This window comes from Shigella sp. FC1544 (genome assembly GCF_001722145.1).
Lineage (GTDB): Bacteria > Pseudomonadota > Gammaproteobacteria > Enterobacterales > Enterobacteriaceae > Escherichia > Escherichia coli.
Map to the genome: position 1 here is coordinate 1 of NZ_MECT01000033.1, position 18,182 is coordinate 18,182.

Sequence of the window (18,182 nt, forward strand, 5' to 3'; positions counted from 1 at the left end):
GGGAGACCGTCATCCCCGGTTCAAAGCTCTGCTGAACAATTGCGATCTTTTCCTGTGTGGTACGCCGTCTGCGTTTCTCCGGCCCTAAGACATCAATCATCTGTACTCCAATGACTAGTCTAAAAACTAGTATTAAGACTATCACTTATTTAAGTGATACTGGTTGTCTGGAGATTCAGGGGGCCAGTCTACCATGTTTTACGGCAATGAGAGCAGAGATAGCGCTGATGTCCGGCAGTGCTTTTGCCGTTACGCACCACGCCTTCAGTAGCGGAGCAGGAAGGACATCTGATGGAAATGGAAGCCACGCAAGCACCTTAAAATCACCATCATACACTAAATCAGTAAGTTGGCAGCATTACCGATATTAGCTAAAGAACATTACCGATACGCACAGGATACCCACGATCAGCGTAATCAGATTTCCGATGGAGCGCCAGGGTTTAAGCGCCGGGATCAGATACGTTGACAACGTAGGCATGATGAAAAGTATCATGGCAATGAGCGGGCCGCTGATCGCATAAATCATCGAAATCGCGTTCGGGTTAATGCAACAAACAATGAAGGTAATCAGCGATACCAACATAATTGATAGTGCGCGGTTAAATGCACGACTTTTCTTTACACCAACCTGCTGTAGTGTTGTTTTGACGACCTCCGTGGCACCTTCAATAACGCCAAAGTACGTACCCAGGAATGATTTCGACATCGCAACTACTGCGACAATAATCCCGGAAATTGACAACCATGCTGGGGCGTTCGGCAGCATAGAAAGCGCCGATAAAATGGTGACCCCTTCTTCTTTAGCCGCTTCAATATACGAAGGTGGAATAGAAAGCAGGCAGCTAAAGACAAAGAACAGTACACTTATGCAGATGATGAGATAAGCGACTTTCATAATTTTTTTGCATTTATCCATAGCGTGTTCGCCATATTTTTCACGTCTGTCTATGGCAAACGTAGAAATAATGGGCGTATGGCTAAAGGCGAAAACCATCACGGGAATCGATATCCATATCTGGTGAAGGGGATTCTGATTGAACTCTACCTGGGTCGTTAATAGATCAGGTTGCCAACTACCGACAAGGTAAATGGAAAGAAATAAGAAATAGGCAATCAATGGGAATACCAAAAAACCCATTACCCGAATGGTTGCATGGCGTCCCATCAGAAAAATGAGATTCAGGATTAATACAACACCCAGACTCACCAACATACGGATGCGAAGATCAATAACCATATGCTTTGCCAGCTGTTCTGTAAGTGAGTTGGTAATTGCCACTGCATATATCAACACGACGACAAAAAAGGCGATGAAGTACAGCGTGGTAATCAGATTACCAATCTTCTTGCCATAGTAGTGTGTTACCGCGCCCGTTATCCCTTCACCTGCTGATGTTTTCGATGAGAGGATGAACTGGCATAAAGCTTTATGTGGCCAATATGTTAAAGGCCAGGCGACCAGAGCAGTAATAAACAGGACCACAGCCCCTGCCGAACCTAACTGAATAGGAAGGAAGAGCGTGCCTGCACCAACGGCTGTGCCGTAGAGCGCGAAACTCCACAGAGTTTCTTCTTTAGACCAAATATTAGACATTATCTGAACGTATCATCTACAAATTAAACAAAATGGAGGGCAATTTACCATAAACCAGGTTAAGTATGGGAGATTAACGCCCCATCTACCCCTCTATTGGTGGGTTAGTGGTTGCAAACCTTACGTGCCAGTTATGTCTCTGACTGCTGCTCAGGCATATTTCCTTTGTGATAAAAATCACTTTTTTTAAACAATTAAGATAACTGTAATTAACAATCATTTACTATTGCACTGTTAATTGGTGCGAGGTTGTGATGAAAGACGTTGTGATTGTCGGGGCGTTACGGACACCTATCGGCTGCTTTCGTGGTGCGTTAGCGGGTCATTCCGCCGTGGAACTTGGTAGTTTGGTCGTGAAAGCGTTAATAGAACGTACCGGCGTTCCTGCATATGCGGTGGATGAAGTAATTCTTGGTCAGGTGTTGACTGCAGGGGCAGGGCAGAATCCGGCAAGGCAATCGGCTATTAAAGGTGGTCTTCCTAATAGCGTTTCTGCAATCACTATTAATGACGTTTGCGGTTCTGGGCTTAAAGCACTGCATCTGGCTACTCAGGCGATACAGTGTGGCGAGGCTGATATTGTCATCGCCGGTGGCCAGGAAAACATGAGCCGCGCACCACATGTTCTGACTGATAGCCGCACCGGTGCACAGCTTGGCAATAGCCAGTTGGTTGACAGTCTGGTGCATGATGGGTTGTGGGATGCCTTCAATGATTATCATATTGGTGTCACCGCCGAAAATCTGGCTCGCGAATATGGCATCAGCCGTCAGTTGCAGGATGCTTACGCACTTAGCTCGCAACAAAAAGCGCGAGCGGCGATTGACGCCGGACGATTTAAAGATGAGATCGTCCCGGTAATGATCCAAAGTAACGGTCAGACGTTGGTTGTTGATACCGATGAACAGCCATGCACTGACGCCAGTGCAGAAGGTTTAGCCCGTTTAAATCCTTCATTTGATAGTCTCGGTTCTGTGACCGCGGGGAATGCATCATCCATAAACGATGGCGCAGCTGCGGTAATGATGATGAGCGAAGCCAAAGCACGAGCGTTGAATTTACCCGTGCTGGCCCGCATCCGCGCATTTGCCAGCGTTGGTGTAGATCCGGCATTGATGGGAATTGCGCCGGTGTATGCGACCCGCCGTTGCCTGGAGCGTGTAGGCTGGCAGTTGGCTGATGTCGATCTTATCGAGGCTAATGAAGCGTTTGCTGCACAGGCGCTTTCGGTTGGCAAGATGCTTGAGTGGGATGAGCGTCGGGTCAATGTCAATGGTGGCGCGATCGCACTCGGTCACCCGATAGGCGCTTCCGGTTGCCGAATCCTGGTTTCTCTGGTTCATGAAATGGTGAAACGTAATGCCCGCAAAGGGCTGGCAACGCTTTGTATCGGCGGGGGCCAGGGCGTGGCATTGACCATTGAACGTGACGAGTAGCTCTGCATTTCCTCCTTACCGATAAATATCTGCCGTCATTAATCTGTTGAATAATGATGGCTGGCAAGTCGACATACATTTTCTGGGCTCCCTCATTTTTCCATTCTCATGACATATTCGTGATCGACACTGCACTTTTTTTAATCCTTAACTTAAAAATAAAACATTGTTTTATTTTTAATTGAAAACCCTAGCCCATGGGCATATCATCCCTTTATAGAGAAAACGAAACAGTGTTTCACTATCGTTTTCTATTTTCACGCTTCACTGATTATCGGAGGTTGATGTGGACGTAAGACAGAGCATCCACAGTGCGCACGCAAAAACGCTGGATACCCAAGGGCTGCACAATGAATTTTTGGTTGAAAAGGTATTTGTCGCCGATGAGTACACCATGGTTTACAGCCACATTGACCGAATTATTGTTGGCGGCATTATGCCGATAACTAAAACGGTTTCCGTTGGCGGGGAAGTTGGTAAACAACTCGGCGTACGCTATTTCCTTGAACGTCGCGAGTTAGGTGTTATCAATATTGGCGGTGCCGGTACGATTACTGTCGATGGCCAATGCTATGAAATCGGTCACCGCGATGCCCTGTATGTTGGTAAAGGTGCAAAAGAAGTTGTCTTTGCCAGTATTGATACCGCCACTCCGGCAAAGTTTTATTACAATTGCGCACCCGCGCATACGACGTATCCCACCAAAAAAGTCACCCCGGACGAAGTATCTCCAGTCACGTTAGGCGATAACCTCACCAGTAACCGTCGCACTATTAACAAATATTTTGTCCCGGATGTGCTGGAAACCTGCCAATTGAGTATGGGGCTGACGGAGCTGGCTCCAGGTAACTTGTGGAACACCATGCCGTGTCACACCCACGAGCGCCGGATGGAAGTTTATTTCTATTTCAATATGGATGATGACGCCTGCGTTTTCCACATGATGGGGCAACCGCAAGAAACGCGTCACATTGTGATGCATAACGAGCAGGCGGTGATCTCCCCGAGCTGGTCGATCCATTCCGGCGTCGGAACCAAAGCTTATACCTTTATCTGGGGCATGGTTGGTGAAAACCAGGTCTTTGATGATATGGACCATGTGGCCGTTAAAGATTTGCGCTAGTTGTGGGCATAAACGAATAAGGTATTGTTATGATTTTAAGTGCATTTTCTCTCGAAGGTAAAGTTGCGGTCGTCACTGGTTGTGATACTGGGCTGGGCCAGGGGATGGCGTTGGGGCTGGCGCAAGCGGGCTGTGACATTGTTGGCATTAACATCGTTGAACCGACTGAAACCATCGAGCAGGTCACGGCGCTGGGGCGTCGTTTTTTAAGCCTGACCGCCGATCTGCGAAAGATTGATGGCATTCCTGGACTGCTGGATCGCGCGGTAGCTGAATTTGGTCATATTGATATCCTGGTGAATAACGCCGGATTGATTCGCCGCGAAGACGCTCTCGAGTTCAGCGAAAAAGACTGGGACGATGTCATGAACCTGAATATCAAGAGCGTATTCTTCATGTCTCAGGCAGCGGCGAAACACTTTATCGCGCAAGGCAATGGCGGCAAGATTATCAATATCGCGTCAATGCTCTCCTTCCAGGGCGGGATCCGTGTGCCTTCTTATACCGCATCAAAAAGCGGCGTGATGGGTGTGACGCGATTGATGGCGAACGAATGGGCTAAACACAACATTAATGTTAATGCGATAGCTCCGGGTTACATGGCGACCAACAATACTCAACAACTACGGGCAGATGAACAACGTAGCGCGGAAATTCTCGACCGCATTCCAGCTGGTCGTTGGGGACTGCCGAGTGACCTGATGGGGCCGATAGTGTTCCTTGCCTCCAGCGCTTCAGATTATGTGAATGGTTATACCATTGCCGTGGATGGCGGTTGGCTGGCGCGTTAATTCATTCTTCTTACTTTTATGACCCTGCCGCATGGCAGGGTTTTTTATACCTGTAGATCATCATAATCCATATCATGGTTATGAAATAATCCATATTAATTATCAATTAATGAACTTTATGAATTTTATCTGCTGTAAAATTAGGTGGTTAATAATAATCTCAATAATTCAACTTAATTTGAAAATTGGAATATCCATCACATAACGACATGTCGCAGCAATTTAATCCATATTTATGCTGTTTCCGACCTGACACCTGCGTGAGTTGTTCACGTATTTTTTCACTATGTCTTACTCTCTGCTGGCAGGAAAAAATGGTTACTATCAATACGGAATCTGCTTTAACGCCACGTTCTTTGCGGGATACGCGGCGTATGAATATGTTTGTTTCGGTAGCTGCTGCGGTCGCAGGATTGTTATTTGGTCTTGATATCGGCGTAATCGCCGGAGCGTTGCCGTTCATTACCGATCACTTTGTGCTGACCAGTCATTTGCAGGAATGGGTGGTTAGTAGCATGATGCTCGGCGCAGCAATTGGTGCGCTGTTTAATGGTTGGCTGTCGTTCCGCCTGGGGCGTAAATACAGCCTGATGGCGGGGGCCATCCTGTTTGTACTCGGTTCTATAGGGTCCGCTTTTGCGACCAGTGTAGAGATGTTAATCGCCGCTCGTGTGGTGCTGGGCATTGCTGTCGGGATCGCGTCTTACACCGCTCCTCTGTATCTTTCTGAAATGGCAAGTGAAAACGTTCGCGGTAAGATGATCAGTATGTACCAGTTGATGGTCACACTCGGCATCGTGCTGGCGTTTTTATCCGATACAGCGTTCAGTTATAGCGGTAACTGGCGCGCAATGTTGGGGGTTCTTGCTTTACCAGCAGTTCTGCTGATTATTCTGGTGGTCTTCCTGCCAAATAGCCCGCGCTGGTTGGCGGAAAAGGGGCGTCATATTGAGGCGGAAGAAGTATTGCGTATGCTGCGCGATACGTCGGAAAAAGCGCGAGAAGAACTCAACGAAATTCGTGAAAGCCTGAAGTTAAAACAGGGCGGTTGGGCACTGTTTAAGATCAACCGTAACGTCCGTCGTGCTGTGTTTCTCGGTATGTTGTTGCAGGCGATGCAGCAGTTTACCGGTATGAACATCATCATGTACTACGCGCCGCGTATCTTCAAAATGGCGGGCTTTACGACCACAGAACAACAGATGATTACGACTCTGGTCGTAGGGCTGACCTTTATGTTCGCCACCTTTATTGCGGTGTTTACGGTAGATAAAGCAGGGCGTAAACCGGCTCTGAAAATTGGTTTCAGCGTGATGGCGTTAGGCACTCTGGTGCTGGGCTATTGCCTGATGCAGTTTGATAACGGTACGGCTTCCAGTGGCTTGTCCTGGCTCTCTGTTGGCATGACGATGATGTGTATTGCCGGTTATGCGATGAGCGCCGCGCCAGTGGTGTGGATCCTGTGCTCTGAAATTCAGCCGCTGAAATGCCGCGATTTCGGTATTACCTGTTCGACCACCACGAACTGGGTGTCGAATATGATTATCGGCGCGACCTTCCTGACGCTGCTCGACAGCATTGGCGCTGCCGGTACGTTCTGGCTCTACACTGCGCTGAACATTGCGTTTGTGGGCATCACTTTCTGGCTCATTCCGGAAACCAAAAATGTCACGCTGGAACATATCGAACGCAAACTGATGGCAGGCGAGAAGTTGAGAAATATCGGCATCTGATTTCACGGGCCGGATGTGCTGTACATCCGGCCCTTTTTTCGTTAATAGAGATTGGGCACTTGGCCGTTGAGGCGTTTGTCTCGTTCCTTATTCAGCCTTGTTGCGGTAACACACATCAGGAGAGAGGAATGAAAACAATTGGTTTGCTGGGAGGAATGAGCTGGGAATCCACCATTCCTTACTATCGTTTGATAAATGAAGGCATTAAACAGCGGCTTGGTGGGCTTCACTCTGCGCAAGTGCTGCTACATAGCGTCGATTTTCATGAAATAGAAGAGTGCCAGCGTCGCGGGGAATGGGATAAAACCGGGGACATTCTGGCTGAGGCGGCGCTTGGCTTACAGCGGGCGGGCGCAGAAGGTATTGTGTTATGTACCAATACGATGCATAAAGTGGCGGATGCCATTGAGTCACGTTGCACTCTGCCTTTCTTACACATTGCGGATGCCACCGGACGTGCAATTACCGGGGCCGGAATGACTCGTGTGGCGCTGCTGGGTACGCGTTACACCATGGAACAGGATTTTTATCGCGGGCGGCTGACGGAACAATTTTCCATCAATTGTCTTATTCCTGAAGCGGATGAACGGGCGAAAATTAATCAGATTATTTTTGAAGAACTGTGTCTGGGGCAATTTACCGAAGCGTCACGCGCTTATTATGCGCAAGTGATTGCTCGCCTTGCAGAACAGGGCGCACAGGGCGTCATTTTTGGCTGCACAGAAATTGGTTTACTGGTGCCAGAAGAGCGCAGTGTTTTGCCTGTGTTTGATACTGCGGCGATCCATGCCGAGGATGCTGTCGCTTTTATGCTGTCGTAGCTGACGACAAAATAGCGTCAAGAGAAGTGACCAGTTTCGGTAACCCCGCTTGTAAATGCTCACTAAACGCCTGCACCAGCGCTGATGACGGGCGGTGCAGGGGGCGGATCAGGCTGACGGTGAACGGAACCGCAATACTGAACCGCCGCACCACTAAACCGCTTGCCGCATAATCCAGTGCGGTGAGCGGGTTAACCACCGAAACACCTACCCCCGCCCGTACCATTGCGCAGATTGACGCGGCGCTGTGGGTTTCTACGATCATGCGTCGTTTAACCTGATGTTCAGTAAATAGCTGATCCAGCAACTGGCGATAGCTGTCAGTACGGGAAAGGCTGATGTAGTTCTCACCCTGAAAATCATCCGGCGTTAATACCTTTTTTACCGCCAGCGGATGACCCGGAGGTAACACACACACTTCATCTAAAGAGAGTAATTCGGTACGTTCTGTTCCCGCAGGCGTATGGAGTGTCTCAGTGAGTCCTAAATCATGACGCTGGGCCGAGAGCCACTCTTCAAGTAGCGGTGATTCCTGGGGCACGATATTTAAGCTGACATCGGGATAACGTGCCAGAAAGGGTTGCAGGAGCTGCGGTAAAAAAGATTGCGAAAAGACCGGCAGGCAGGCAATAGACAGTTCTCCCTGGCGAAACTCGCGCAGACTTTCTGCAGCGCTGACAATTCGATCCAGTCCGTACCAGGATCGTTGCACTTCTTCAAACAGACGCAGTCCTTGCACGGTAGGATGTAATCGCCCACGTACGCGCTCAAACAATTTCAGCCCGATCACCTTCTCAAAGCGCGCAAGTTCGCGGCTGACGGTTGGCTGTGAGGTGTGTAGCAGGTGTGCCGCCTCAGTCAGGCTTCCGGCGGTCATTACCGCATGAAAAATTTCAATATGACGTAAGTTAACGGCGGCCATTAGCGCTCTCTCGCAATCCGGTAATCCATATCATTTTTGCATAGACTCGACATAAATCGATATTTTTTATTCTTTTTATGATGTGGCGTAATCATAAAAAAGCACTTATCTGGAGTTTGTTATGCCACATTCACTGTTCAGCACCGATACCGATCTCACCGCCGAAAATCTGCTGCGTTTGCCCGCTGAATTTGGCTGCCCGGTGTGGGTCTACGATGCGCAAATTATTCGTCGGCAGATTGCAGCGCTGAAACAGTTTGATGTGGTGCGCTTTGCACAGAAAGCCTGTTCCAATATTCATATTTTGCGCTTAATGCGTGAGCAGGGCGTGAAAGTGGATTCCGTCTCGTTAGGCGAAATAGAGCGTGCGTTGGCGGCGGGTTACAATCCGCAAACGCACCCCGATGATATTGTTTTTACGGCAGATGTTATCGATCAGGCGACGCTTGAACGCGTCAGTGAATTGCAAATTCCGGTGAATGCGGGTTCTGTTGATATGCTCGACCAACTGGGCCCGGTTTCGCCAGGGCATCGGGTATGGCTGCGCGTTAATCCGGGGTTTGGTCACGGACATAGCCAAAAAACCAATACCGGTGGCGAAAACAGCAAGCACGGTATCTGGTACACCGATCTGCCCGCCGCACTGGACGTGATACAACGTCATCATCTGCAGCTGGTCGGCATTCACATGCACATTGGTTCTGGCGTTGATTATGCCCATCTGGAACAGGTGTGTGGTGCTATGGTGCGTCAGGTCATCGAATTCGGTCAGGATTTACAGGCTATTTCTGCGGGCGGTGGGCTTTCTGTTCCTTATCAACAGGGTGAAGAGGCGGTTGATACCGAACATTATTATGGTCTGTGGAATGCCGCGCGTGAGCAAATCGCCCGCCATTTGGGCCACCCTGTGAAACTGGAAATTGAACCGGGTCGCTTCCTGGTAGCGCAGTCTGGCGTATTAATTACTCAGGTGCGGAGCGTCAAACAAATGGGGAGCCGCCACTTTGTGCTGGTTGATGCCGGGTTCAACGATCTGATGCGCCCGGCAATGTACGGTAGTTACCACCATATCAGTGCCCTGGCAGCTGATGGTCGTTCTCTGGAACACGCGCCAACGGTGGAAACCGTCGTCGCCGGACCGTTATGTGAATCGGGCGATGTCTTTACCCAGCAGGAAGGGGGAAATGTTGAAACCCGCGCCTTGCCGGAAGTGAAGGCAGGTGATTATCTGGTACTGCATGATACAGGGGCATATGGCGCATCAATGTCATCCAACTACAATAGCCGTTCGCTGTTACCAGAAGTTCTGTTTGATAATGGTCAGGCGCGGTTGATTCGCCGTCGCCAGACCATCGAAGAATTACTGGCGCTGGAATTGCTTTAACTGCGGTTAGTCGCTGGTTGCATGATGACTTGCCTCCAGCGACGGAGTTGACACTGAATGACGACGTACCAGCGTCGGACTAAAGACATTAGTGATTTCCGGGAGAGGGCGATTATCCGCCAGCGCCAAAGCCAGTTCGGCAGCCTGGGTCGCCATCGTCACGATTGGGTAACGCACGGTGGTCAGGCGCGGACGCACATAGCGTGACACCAGCACATCATCAAAGCCAATTAACGAAATCTCACCCGGTACATCAATACCATTATCATTGAGAACGCCCATCGCACCCGCCGCCATTGAATCGTTATAACAGGCTACCGCAGTGAAATTTCTTCCTCGTCCCAAAAGCTCGGTCATTGCCTGTTCGCCGCCGCTTTCGTCTGGTTCGCCAAATGTCACCAGCCGGTCATTGGCCGCAATACCACTTTCAGCAAGGGCATCGTAATACCCTTGCAGACGATCTTCGGCGTCAGAAATAGAGTGGTTAGAGCACAGATAACCAATGCGGGTATGACCTTGCTGAATTAAATGACGCGTTGCCAGCCAGGCACCGTAACGATCGTCAAGAGCAATACAACGGTTTTCAAAGCCAGGCAGGATACGGTTGATCAGCACCATACCGGGCATTTGTTTCATTAATGAGGCTAAATCGGCATCCGGGATCATTTTGGCATGGACGACCAACGCAGCACAGCGATGGCGGATCAGTTGCTCAATAGCCTGACGCTCTTTTTGTTCGTTGTGGTAACCGTTGCCAATCAATAAGAAATTACCGGTGTGATAAGCCACCTGTTCGACCGCTTTCACCATTGCACCGAAAAACGGATCGGAAACATCACCAACGATCAGACCGACCGTTTCAGTGGTCTGCTGCGCCAGCGCACGGGCGTTGGCGTTCGGGTGATAGCTAAGAGACTCCATTGCACTATGCACAGCCAGCCGGGAAGCTTCGCTGGCTTTGGGTGAATTATTAATGACGCGGGAAACGGTGGCGACTGAAACGCCTGCCAGTCGGGCTACATCCTTTATGGTCGCCATGAAAATACCTTAGTGGGTAAACGCTTACATTCTTTCAGTGTTACGGAAAACGCCCGTTGGTTCAAGGGGGGGCGTGTTTTCATCGTGGGAATGTGAGCCAAACGCAAATAAGTAAGACAAAAAAAGAGATTGCAAACCTTTGGTTACACTTTGCGAAACGCTGTTGCGATTGACCGCTGGTGGCGTTTGGCTTCAGGTTGCTAAAGTGGTAATCCCAGAGGTATTGATTGGTGAGATTATTCGGTACGCTCTTCGTACCCTGTCTCTTGCACCAACCTGCGCGGATGCGCAGGTTTTTTTTCGCACCTAATTTACTGTCGCTCGCGTTCTTTATCTCGTGTAATCTCCCTCCATTCGCTTTTACTGAATCAGAGCAAAGGGAGTTGGAATGCTTTTTAGCTTTTTTCGAAATTTGTGCCGTGTTTTGTATCGCGTTCGCGTTACGGGTGACACCCAGGCACTGAAGGGCGAGCGCGTTCTAATTACGCCTAATCACGTCTCTTTTATTGATGGCATTTTGCTTGGACTGTTTTTACCTGTGCGTCCAGTGTTTGCCGTTTACACCTCAATAAGCCAACAGTGGTATATGCGTTGGCTGAAATCATTTATCGACTTTGTTCCTCTCGACCCGACGCAACCTATGGCTATTAAACATCTGGTACGTCTGGTGGAACAGGGTCGACCAGTGGTGATTTTCCCTGAAGGACGCATCACCACTACAGGCTCGCTGATGAAAATCTACGATGGCGCGGGTTTTGTCGCGGCGAAGTCTGGTGCAACGGTTATTCCTGTGCGTATTGAAGGGGCGGAACTTACGCACTTCAGCCGCCTGAAAGGTCTGGTTAAACGTCGCTTGTTCCCGCAAATTACTCTGCATATTTTGCCTCCAACGCAGGTGGCGATGCCGGATGCGTCGCGTGCCCGTGACCGTCGCAAAATCGCTGGCGAAATGCTGCATCAAATAATGATGGAAGCGCGTATGGCGGTGCGCCCGCGTGAAACTCTGTACGAATCTTTACTGAGTGCAATGTACCGCTTCGGAGCCGGGAAGAAATGTGTCGAAGACGTCAACTTTACCCCAGACTCCTATCGCAAATTGCTTACGAAAACGCTGTTTGTTGGACGCATCCTTGAAAAATACAGTGTTGAAGGCGAACGCATCGGCTTAATGCTGCCCAATGCAGGCATCAGTGCGGCAGTGATTTTTGGGGCCATCGCGCGTCGCCGCATTCCCGCAATGATGAACTACACTGCTGGGGTAAAAGGGCTGACCAGTGCTATTACGGCGGCTGAAATCAAAACCATCTTCACTTCCCGCCAGTTTCTCGATAAAGGCAAACTCTGGCATCTGCCGGAGCAACTTACTCAGGTGCGCTGGGTCTATCTGGAAGATTTAAAAGCAGATGTCACCACTGCCGACAAAGTATGGATCTTCGCTCATTTGCTGATGCCGCGCCTGGCGCAGGTAAAACAGCAGCCGGAAGAAGAGGCGCTGATCCTCTTTACCTCCGGTTCTGAAGGCCATCCAAAAGGCGTCGTCCATAGCCATAAAAGCATTCTGGCGAACGTCGAGCAGATTAAAACGATTGCCGACTTCACCACCAACGATCGCTTTATGTCGGCATTACCGCTGTTTCACTCCTTTGGGCTGACGGTAGGCCTGTTTACGCCACTGCTTACAGGTGCAGAAGTGTTCCTTTATCCAAGCCCGCTGCATTACCGCATTGTGCCGGAGTTGGTGTATGACCGCAGTTGCACCGTGTTGTTCGGTACCTCGACTTTCCTCGGTCACTACGCGCGTTTCGCCAACCCGTATGACTTCTATCGTCTACGCTATGTGGTGGCAGGCGCAGAAAAACTACAAGAAAGTACCAAACAGCTTTGGCAGGATAAATTTGGCCTGCGCATCCTTGAAGGCTATGGTGTAACCGAGTGCGCGCCTGTCGTTTCTATCAACGTACCGATGGCGGCGAAACCCGGTACGGTAGGGCGTATTCTACCAGGAATGGATGCGCGCCTGTTGTCGGTTCCTGGTATCGAAGAGGGCGGACGCCTGCAACTGAAAGGGCCGAACATAATGAACGGCTATCTGCGGGTGGAGAAGCCAGGTGTACTGGAAGTGCCCACCGCCGAGAATGTTCGCGGCGAAATGGAGCGCGGCTGGTATGACACTGGCGATATTGTGCGTTTTGACGAGCAGGGCTTTGTGCAGATTCAGGGCCGCGCAAAACGCTTTGCCAAAATTGCAGGCGAAATGGTGTCGCTGGAAATGGTGGAACAACTGGCACTTGGTGTTTCGCCAGATAAAGTCCATGCCACTGCGATTAAGAGCGATGCCAGCAAAGGCGAGGCACTGGTGCTTTTCACCACAGATAACGAACTGACGCGCGATAAGTTGCAACAGTATGCCCGCGAGCACGGCGTGCCGGAGCTTGCTGTACCGCGCGATATTCGCTATCTGAAACAGATGCCATTACTTGGCAGCGGCAAACCTGACTTTGTCACGTTGAAAAGCTGGGTAGACGAAGCGGAACAACACGATGAGTGAGTCAGTGCACACTAACACTTCGTTGTGGTCGAAGGGGATGAAAGCGGTTATCGTGGCGCAGTTTCTCTCTGCGTTTGGCGATAATGCCCTACTGTTTGCCACTCTGGCGTTACTGAAAGCGCAGTTCTATCCGGAGTGGAGCCAGCCCATCCTGCAAATGGTGTTTGTAGGTGCTTACATTCTTTTTGCGCCGTTTGTCGGGCAGGTGGCGGATAGCTTCGCCAAAGGCCGGGTGATGATGTTTGCCAACGGCCTGAAGCTGCTGGGCGCAGCCAGTATCTGCTTTGGTATCAATCCGTTTCTCGGCTATACGCTGGTGGGGGTTGGTGCTGCAGCCTATTCACCGGCGAAATACGGTATTCTCGGCGAATTAACCACGGGTAGTAAGTTAGTGAAAGCTAACGGTTTAATGGAAGCTTCTACCATAGCGGCGATTTTGCTCGGTTCCGTAGCCGGTGGTGTGCTGGCTGACTGGCATGTCCTCATCGCCCTGGCCGCATGCGCACTGGCCTACGGTGGTGCGGTCGTTGCCAATATCTACATTCCCAAACTGGCGGCGGCGCGTCCGGGGCAGTCCTGGAATCTCATCAACATGACCCGCAGTTTCCTGAATGCCTGCACCTCGCTATGGCGCAATGGTGAAACGCGTTTTTCGCTGGTGGGCACCAGTTTATTCTGGGGAGCGGGTGTCACGCTGCGTTTCCTGTTGGTGCTGTGGGTACCGGTGGCGCTGGGCATTACCGATAACGCTACGCCCACCTATCTCAACGCGATGGTAGCGATTGGTATCGTGGTTGGCGCAGGTGCGGCAGCGAAGTTAGTTACGCTGGAAACCGTGTCACGCTGTATGCCAGCCGGGATTTTGATTGGCGTGGTGGTACTGATTTTTTCCCTGCAACACGAGCTGCTGCCAGCCTATGCCTTGTTGATGCTGATTGGCGTGATGGGGGGCTTTTTTGTCGTTCCGCTCAATGCGTTGCTACAGGAGCGGGGTAAAAAAAGCGTCGGGGCGGGGAATGCGATTGCAGTACAAAACCTTGGCGAAAACAGCGCCATGTTGTTGATGCTGGGCATTTACTCGCTGGCGGTAATGGTAGGCATCCCGGTCGTGCCCATTGGCATTGGCTTCGGTGCGCTGTTTGCGCTGGCAATAACGGCGCTGTGGATCTGGCAGCGCCGTCATTAATATTTAACGCCGGTTTTAACCGGCGTTAATCTTATGGTGCCGGATAAGTATAAACCTGATGCACCGCTTCAATTTCAGCTAATACGTCTTCGCTTAACTCCAGATGCAAACTTTCGATGTTAGTTTTCAGCTGATCCATCGTGGTTGCGCCCAGCAGAGTGCTGGCAACAAACGGTTGACGGCGTACAAACGCGAGCGCCATCTGAGCAGGGTCCAGGCCATGACGTCTGGCGATATCAACATACGCCGCGACGGCTTTTTGCGTTTGCTCACCGCTATAGCGGGTGAACCGACTAAAGAGCGTATTACGTGCGCCAGCGGGTTTTGCACCATTGAGATATTTCCCGGTCAGCGTGCCGAAACCCAGGCATGAATAGGCCAGCAGTTCGACCCCTTCATACTGGCTGACTTCTGCCAGACCTACTTCAAAACTGCGGTTTAACAGACTGTAAGGGTTCTGAATGGTGACAATACTCGGCAGATCGTGTTTGTCCGCCAGATGCAGGTAGCGCATTACGCCAAATGCAGTTTCGTTCGACACGCCGATATAACGAATTTTTCCCGCGCGTTGGTACTCTGCCAGTGCGTCCAGCGTATCCAGCAGCGAAACCGCAGGCGCAGAATCCGTCCAGCTATAACCGAGTTTGCCGAAGCAGTTGGTCGGGCGCTGCGGCCAGTGCACCTGATAAAGATCGAGGTAATCAGTCTGTAGGCGCTTGAGGCTGTCATGCAGCGCTTCGCGGATATTCTTCCGATCCAGCGCCTGATCCGGGCGGATGCCCTTGTCATTATTGCGCGACGGTCCGCTCACTTTGGAGGCGATAATTAACTTTTCGCGGCTGCCATGTTTCGCCAGCCAGTTGCCGACGTAGGTTTCGGTTAACCCTTGCGTTTCGGGGCGCGGAGGTACTGGGTACATTTCGGCAACGTCGATAAGGTTAATGCCCTGAGCGACGGCATAGTCGAGTTGTGCGTGGGCGTCGGCTTCGCTGTTCTGTTCACCAAACGTCATCGTGCCAAGCCCCAGCGTGCTGACTTCCAGCGAACTGTGGGGTATACGGTGATATTGCATAGCCGTTTCCTTTTTATAATCACGACATAAGGAATATAAAAATGGCAGAGGGAAGGGAAAAGGGAAAGAGAAAAATCTTAAGGCCAGCCGGATGCTGACCTTATTTGTTAACGTTCAATAATTTGCGAAACATCATCACGGTTAATTTGCATCGCGTTACCTTGCTGATCGTGATAACTCACCAGCCCGGTATCATCATCAATTTCAGGTTTTCCATCGGTCAAAATCATACGGCCATCTTTGGTCGCCATGACGTAATCACTGGAACACCCGGAAACAGCAAACGCCAGTCCGACTGCAGAAATTATTACTGCCCATTTTTTCATCCGGTTATCCTCATTTGGCCTACCTATGATAATAGTCTGTTTATAAACCGACGTTATATATCTTGAAAGCAGGAAAATCTTAAACTGTGAGGGTAAAAGGAGTGAGTACGCCCTCCAGCAGGAGAGCGTACGGAGTATCAGAGCGGATTCTTTTTGTTGCGAATCAAGTTGAGGCTTTCAACCGCAATAGAGAAGAACATCGCGAAGTAGATGTAACCTTTCGGTACGTGGATGTCGAAACTTTCCAGAATCAGGGTAAAGCCCACCAGAATCAGGAAAGAAAGCGCCAGCATTTTTACCGAAGGATGGCGTTCGACAAAATCACCAATCGAGCGCGCGGCGAACATCATCACGCCTACGGCAATCACCACGGCTGCCATCATAATAAACAGGTGATCTGACAGACCCACAGCCGTAATCACCGAGTCGAGGCTAAAGATAATATCCAGCAGCATAATCTGCACGATAGCGCCGAGGAATGATGAAACGCGTGTTTTCAGCCCTTCTTCTTCACCTTCAATGGATTCGTGGATTTCCTTGCTGGCTTTCCAGATAAGGAACAAGCCACCCAGAAGCAGAATCAAATCACGGGCAGAAATTTCCTGACTGAATATTGTAAAAAGCGGATTTGTCAGGCGCGTAACCCAGGCGATTGATGCCAGCAGCGCCAGACGCATAACCATGGCTCCCGCCAACCCCAGACGGCGCGCATGAGCACGTTGTGCTGTGGGAAGCTTTGCCACCACCAGAGAAAGGAAAATAATATTGTCGATCCCAAGAACGATCTCCAGCAGCGTCAGCGTACCGAGCGCAAGCCAGGCGTTAGGATCGGTTATCCATGCAAATAACATCTAAAAAGCCCTGCCAAAAAAATGAAGCGGTAATTATATGCCCGGAAAGCGGCAGGTCAAAGCGATGGCTACTGGATCAGAAAATGACGGGCCAGTAGTGCACTGGTGAAATTCTTCTTCAAATAAAAGCCGCGTGGCAGCGTCAGAATCCGTTCGCCCCGGGCACCAATGGCTTCGGTAAGCGCTTTCGCATTCGCTGCTTTCGGTCTTATCTGTAAATATTCCCCGTGACGAGCGGTGATCCGCTCAACCTGACCGAGAACAATCATATCCATTAATTCTTCCCAGTCTTCGCGTAGCTGTCGGTCTTCCTCTTCATTCGGGGTCCACAGCAACGGGGATCCTACGCGACGCTGCGCCAGCGGGATGCTGCGCTCGCCTTCAACCGGTATCCACAGTACGCGTTTGAGCTTGTGGCGCACGTGGCTGGTTTCCCAGGTCACCCCGCTATTACCCGTTAACGGGGCAACACAAACGAATGTTGTTTCCAGCGGACGACCAAGACTATCCACAGGGATAGTTTTAAGTTCCACACCCAGAGCAGCAAAATCTTGCTCAGGTTTACTCCCTGCGCTGGCACCTAGCCAGATCTCCTGTAACACGCCAATCCAGCCCTTATCGCGTTTTAAATTCTCTGGCGTAACCAGCCCGGCAAGTGCCGCCAGTTCTCCCAATGTATAACCAGAAAGTTGCTGTGCTTGCGCTAACAACTGTTCTTCAGTTTCGGGAGGAGAGAGCAGTGGGCGAGGTTGGGACATGTCATGATACCTTGGTTAAAAAACAAACAGCAATTATGTGCCGAATATTCGCAGTGTAACTTTTTCCACATGTGTTGTTCAATTCTCTGATTTATATTGCTTTTTAGGCTGCCGATAATCGAGTTGCGCAGCACTGCAATAGGTTTTCCAAATCTGGTCACTGAAAATAAACAGGATCTTACACCATGTTATCCACAGAAAGCTGGGATAACTGTGAAAAACCTCCACTACTGTTTCCATTTACAGCCTTGACGTGCGACGAAACTCCAGTTTTTAGTGGTTCAGTGCTTAACTTAGTGGCACATTCTGTGGATAAATACGGCATTGGTTGATCTTTCGCCAACCCGTAAATGAGAGGTGTGACCTGGGTCACGAATTACTCTTTTTCATTACTCAAATTACATGTAATGCATTGACTGATAATGAATATTTTAAAATGCCTATATCGGGCTTATTCAGAATGCTCCGGGTTTTCCCGTAGTAATTCCGTAGTTCTTCACAACTCTATCCACAGAAAAGGTGAATAAAAACGGCTATCCACCCCTTCCTCTGTTTATAACTCTGCACATAACTGTGAGTTATTCAATTGTTATTAG

16 protein-coding genes and 1 pseudogene are annotated in these 18,182 nt (G+C 50.1%); 9 read left to right on the forward strand and 8 right to left on the reverse strand.

Translation table 11 applies throughout. The features are described 5' to 3' along the window. Window positions 1-191: 191 nt before the first annotated feature. Together BGK49_RS25120 and BGK49_RS02725 are read right to left on the reverse strand one after the other, a co-directional pair. Window positions 192-308: pseudogene (locus BGK49_RS25120) on the reverse strand (IS1 family transposase); the annotation flags it as partial. 59 nt (window positions 309-367) lie between these two features. Further along, complete coding sequence (locus tag BGK49_RS02725) at window positions 368-1,597, reverse strand: amino acid permease (protein ID WP_000065943.1); 1,230 nt, start codon at window positions 1,595-1,597, stop codon at window positions 368-370. Between the two features lie 254 nt (window positions 1,598-1,851). On the opposite strand from BGK49_RS02725, the gene BGK49_RS02730 reads away from it, so the two are divergent. From BGK49_RS02730 to ygeA, 5 genes are all read left to right on the forward strand, one after another. Continuing rightward, window positions 1,852-3,033, forward strand: a complete 1,182-nt coding sequence (locus tag BGK49_RS02730) for an acetyl-CoA C-acetyltransferase (protein ID WP_000656020.1) — start codon at window positions 1,852-1,854, stop codon at window positions 3,031-3,033. A gap of 286 nt (window positions 3,034-3,319) precedes the next feature. Then, window positions 3,320-4,156 (forward strand): 5-dehydro-4-deoxy-D-glucuronate isomerase, encoded by an 837-nt coding sequence (gene kduI / locus BGK49_RS02735; protein ID WP_000383217.1) that lies wholly within the window; start codon window positions 3,320-3,322, stop codon window positions 4,154-4,156. A gap of 29 nt (window positions 4,157-4,185) precedes the next feature. Further along, window positions 4,186-4,947, forward strand: coding sequence for a 2-dehydro-3-deoxy-D-gluconate 5-dehydrogenase KduD (gene kduD, locus BGK49_RS02740; protein ID WP_000603508.1), 762 nt, complete (start codon window positions 4,186-4,188; stop codon window positions 4,945-4,947). A gap of 314 nt (window positions 4,948-5,261) precedes the next feature. Continuing rightward, window positions 5,262-6,680, forward strand: coding sequence for an arabinose-proton symporter AraE (gene araE / locus BGK49_RS02745; protein WP_024259661.1), 1,419 nt, complete (start codon window positions 5,262-5,264; stop codon window positions 6,678-6,680). A gap of 128 nt (window positions 6,681-6,808) precedes the next feature. Further along, window positions 6,809-7,501 (forward strand): amino acid racemase, encoded by a 693-nt coding sequence (gene ygeA, locus BGK49_RS02750; protein ID WP_000848664.1) that lies wholly within the window; start codon window positions 6,809-6,811, stop codon window positions 7,499-7,501. Here the strand turns inward: ygeA and lysR are convergent. Continuing rightward, entirely contained in the window at window positions 7,488-8,423 is a 936-nt protein-coding gene (gene lysR / locus BGK49_RS02755) for a DNA-binding transcriptional regulator LysR (RefSeq protein WP_000741823.1), read from the reverse strand. The genes ygeA and lysR overlap by 14 nt on opposite strands. A 121-nt stretch (window positions 8,424-8,544) precedes the next feature. On the opposite strand from lysR, the gene lysA reads away from it, so the two are divergent. Next, entirely contained in the window at window positions 8,545-9,807 is a 1,263-nt protein-coding gene (gene lysA, locus BGK49_RS02760) for a diaminopimelate decarboxylase (protein ID WP_001120700.1), read from the forward strand. A gap of 6 nt (window positions 9,808-9,813) precedes the next feature. On the opposite strand, the gene galR is transcribed toward lysA, so the two are convergent. Next, the gene (galR, locus tag BGK49_RS02765) at window positions 9,814-10,845 is read right to left on the reverse strand and encodes an HTH-type transcriptional regulator GalR (RefSeq protein WP_000201048.1); all 1,032 of its coding nucleotides are present in this window, start codon (window positions 10,843-10,845) and stop codon (window positions 9,814-9,816) included. 388 nt (window positions 10,846-11,233) lie between these two features. Here galR and aas point away from each other — a divergent pair, with 388 nt between their 5' ends. Together aas and lplT are read left to right on the forward strand one after the other, a co-directional pair. Continuing rightward, a complete protein-coding gene (gene aas, locus BGK49_RS02770) occupies window positions 11,234-13,393 on the forward strand; it encodes a bifunctional acyl-ACP--phospholipid O-acyltransferase/long-chain-fatty-acid--ACP ligase (RefSeq protein WP_000899062.1) in 2,160 nt (719 codons plus the stop codon). Then, window positions 13,386-14,579: a lysophospholipid transporter LplT gene (gene lplT, locus BGK49_RS02775; RefSeq protein WP_000004603.1), complete on the forward strand. Its 1,194-nt coding sequence runs from the start codon at window positions 13,386-13,388 to the stop codon at window positions 14,577-14,579. The genes aas and lplT overlap by 8 nt, the downstream gene beginning before the upstream one ends. A 31-nt stretch (window positions 14,580-14,610) precedes the next feature. Here lplT and BGK49_RS02780 read toward each other — a convergent pair whose 3' ends face one another. From BGK49_RS02780 to mutH, 4 genes are all read right to left on the reverse strand, one after another. After that, window positions 14,611-15,651, reverse strand: coding sequence for an NADP(H)-dependent aldo-keto reductase (locus tag BGK49_RS02780; protein WP_001199311.1), 1,041 nt, complete (start codon window positions 15,649-15,651; stop codon window positions 14,611-14,613). Window positions 15,652-15,758: 107 nt separating this feature from the next. Next, window positions 15,759-15,977 (reverse strand): lipoprotein YgdR, encoded by a 219-nt coding sequence (ygdR, locus tag BGK49_RS02785; RefSeq protein WP_000758655.1) that lies wholly within the window; start codon window positions 15,975-15,977, stop codon window positions 15,759-15,761. A gap of 137 nt (window positions 15,978-16,114) precedes the next feature. Then, window positions 16,115-16,828, reverse strand: a complete 714-nt coding sequence (locus BGK49_RS02790; protein ID WP_000895624.1) for a TerC family protein — start codon at window positions 16,826-16,828, stop codon at window positions 16,115-16,117. A gap of 68 nt (window positions 16,829-16,896) precedes the next feature. Beyond that, window positions 16,897-17,586, reverse strand: a complete 690-nt coding sequence (gene mutH / locus BGK49_RS02795) for a DNA mismatch repair endonuclease MutH (RefSeq protein ID WP_000082198.1) — start codon at window positions 17,584-17,586, stop codon at window positions 16,897-16,899. Window positions 17,587-17,771: 185 nt separating this feature from the next. On the opposite strand from mutH, the gene ygdT reads away from it, so the two are divergent. Further along, the gene (gene ygdT / locus BGK49_RS31370; protein WP_000953278.1) at window positions 17,772-17,918 is read left to right on the forward strand and encodes a protein YgdT; all 147 of its coding nucleotides are present in this window, start codon (window positions 17,772-17,774) and stop codon (window positions 17,916-17,918) included. The last annotated feature ends 264 nt before the right edge of the window (window positions 17,919-18,182 follow it).

Excerpts from the sequence above, each read along its gene's own strand:
- lplT (WP_000004603.1), top strand. The coding sequence starts at position 13,386 with ATGAGTGAGTCAGTGCACACTAACACTTCGTTGTGGTCGAAGGGGATG.
- aas (WP_000899062.1), top strand. The coding sequence starts at position 11,234 with ATGCTTTTTAGCTTTTTTCGAAATTTGTGCCGTGTTTTGTATCGCGTT.
- ygeA (WP_000848664.1), top strand. The coding sequence starts at position 6,809 with ATGAAAACAATTGGTTTGCTGGGAGGAATGAGCTGGGAATCCACCATT.
- galR (WP_000201048.1), bottom strand. The coding sequence starts at position 10,845 with ATGGCGACCATAAAGGATGTAGCCCGACTGGCAGGCGTTTCAGTCGCC.
- araE (WP_024259661.1), top strand. The coding sequence starts at position 5,262 with ATGGTTACTATCAATACGGAATCTGCTTTAACGCCACGTTCTTTGCGG.
- mutH (WP_000082198.1), bottom strand. The coding sequence starts at position 17,586 with ATGTCCCAACCTCGCCCACTGCTCTCTCCTCCCGAAACTGAAGAACAG.
- lysA (WP_001120700.1), top strand. The coding sequence starts at position 8,545 with ATGCCACATTCACTGTTCAGCACCGATACCGATCTCACCGCCGAAAAT.
- BGK49_RS02790 (WP_000895624.1), bottom strand. The coding sequence starts at position 16,828 with ATGTTATTTGCATGGATAACCGATCCTAACGCCTGGCTTGCGCTCGGT.
- lysR (WP_000741823.1), bottom strand. The coding sequence starts at position 8,423 with ATGGCCGCCGTTAACTTACGTCATATTGAAATTTTTCATGCGGTAATG.
- BGK49_RS02725 (WP_000065943.1), bottom strand. The coding sequence starts at position 1,597 with ATGTCTAATATTTGGTCTAAAGAAGAAACTCTGTGGAGTTTCGCGCTC.
- BGK49_RS02730 (WP_000656020.1), top strand. The coding sequence starts at position 1,852 with ATGAAAGACGTTGTGATTGTCGGGGCGTTACGGACACCTATCGGCTGC.
- ygdT (WP_000953278.1), top strand. The coding sequence starts at position 17,772 with ATGTTATCCACAGAAAGCTGGGATAACTGTGAAAAACCTCCACTACTG.
- BGK49_RS02780 (WP_001199311.1), bottom strand. The coding sequence starts at position 15,651 with ATGCAATATCACCGTATACCCCACAGTTCGCTGGAAGTCAGCACGCTG.
- kduD (WP_000603508.1), top strand. The coding sequence starts at position 4,186 with ATGATTTTAAGTGCATTTTCTCTCGAAGGTAAAGTTGCGGTCGTCACT.
- ygdR (WP_000758655.1), bottom strand. The coding sequence starts at position 15,977 with ATGAAAAAATGGGCAGTAATAATTTCTGCAGTCGGACTGGCGTTTGCT.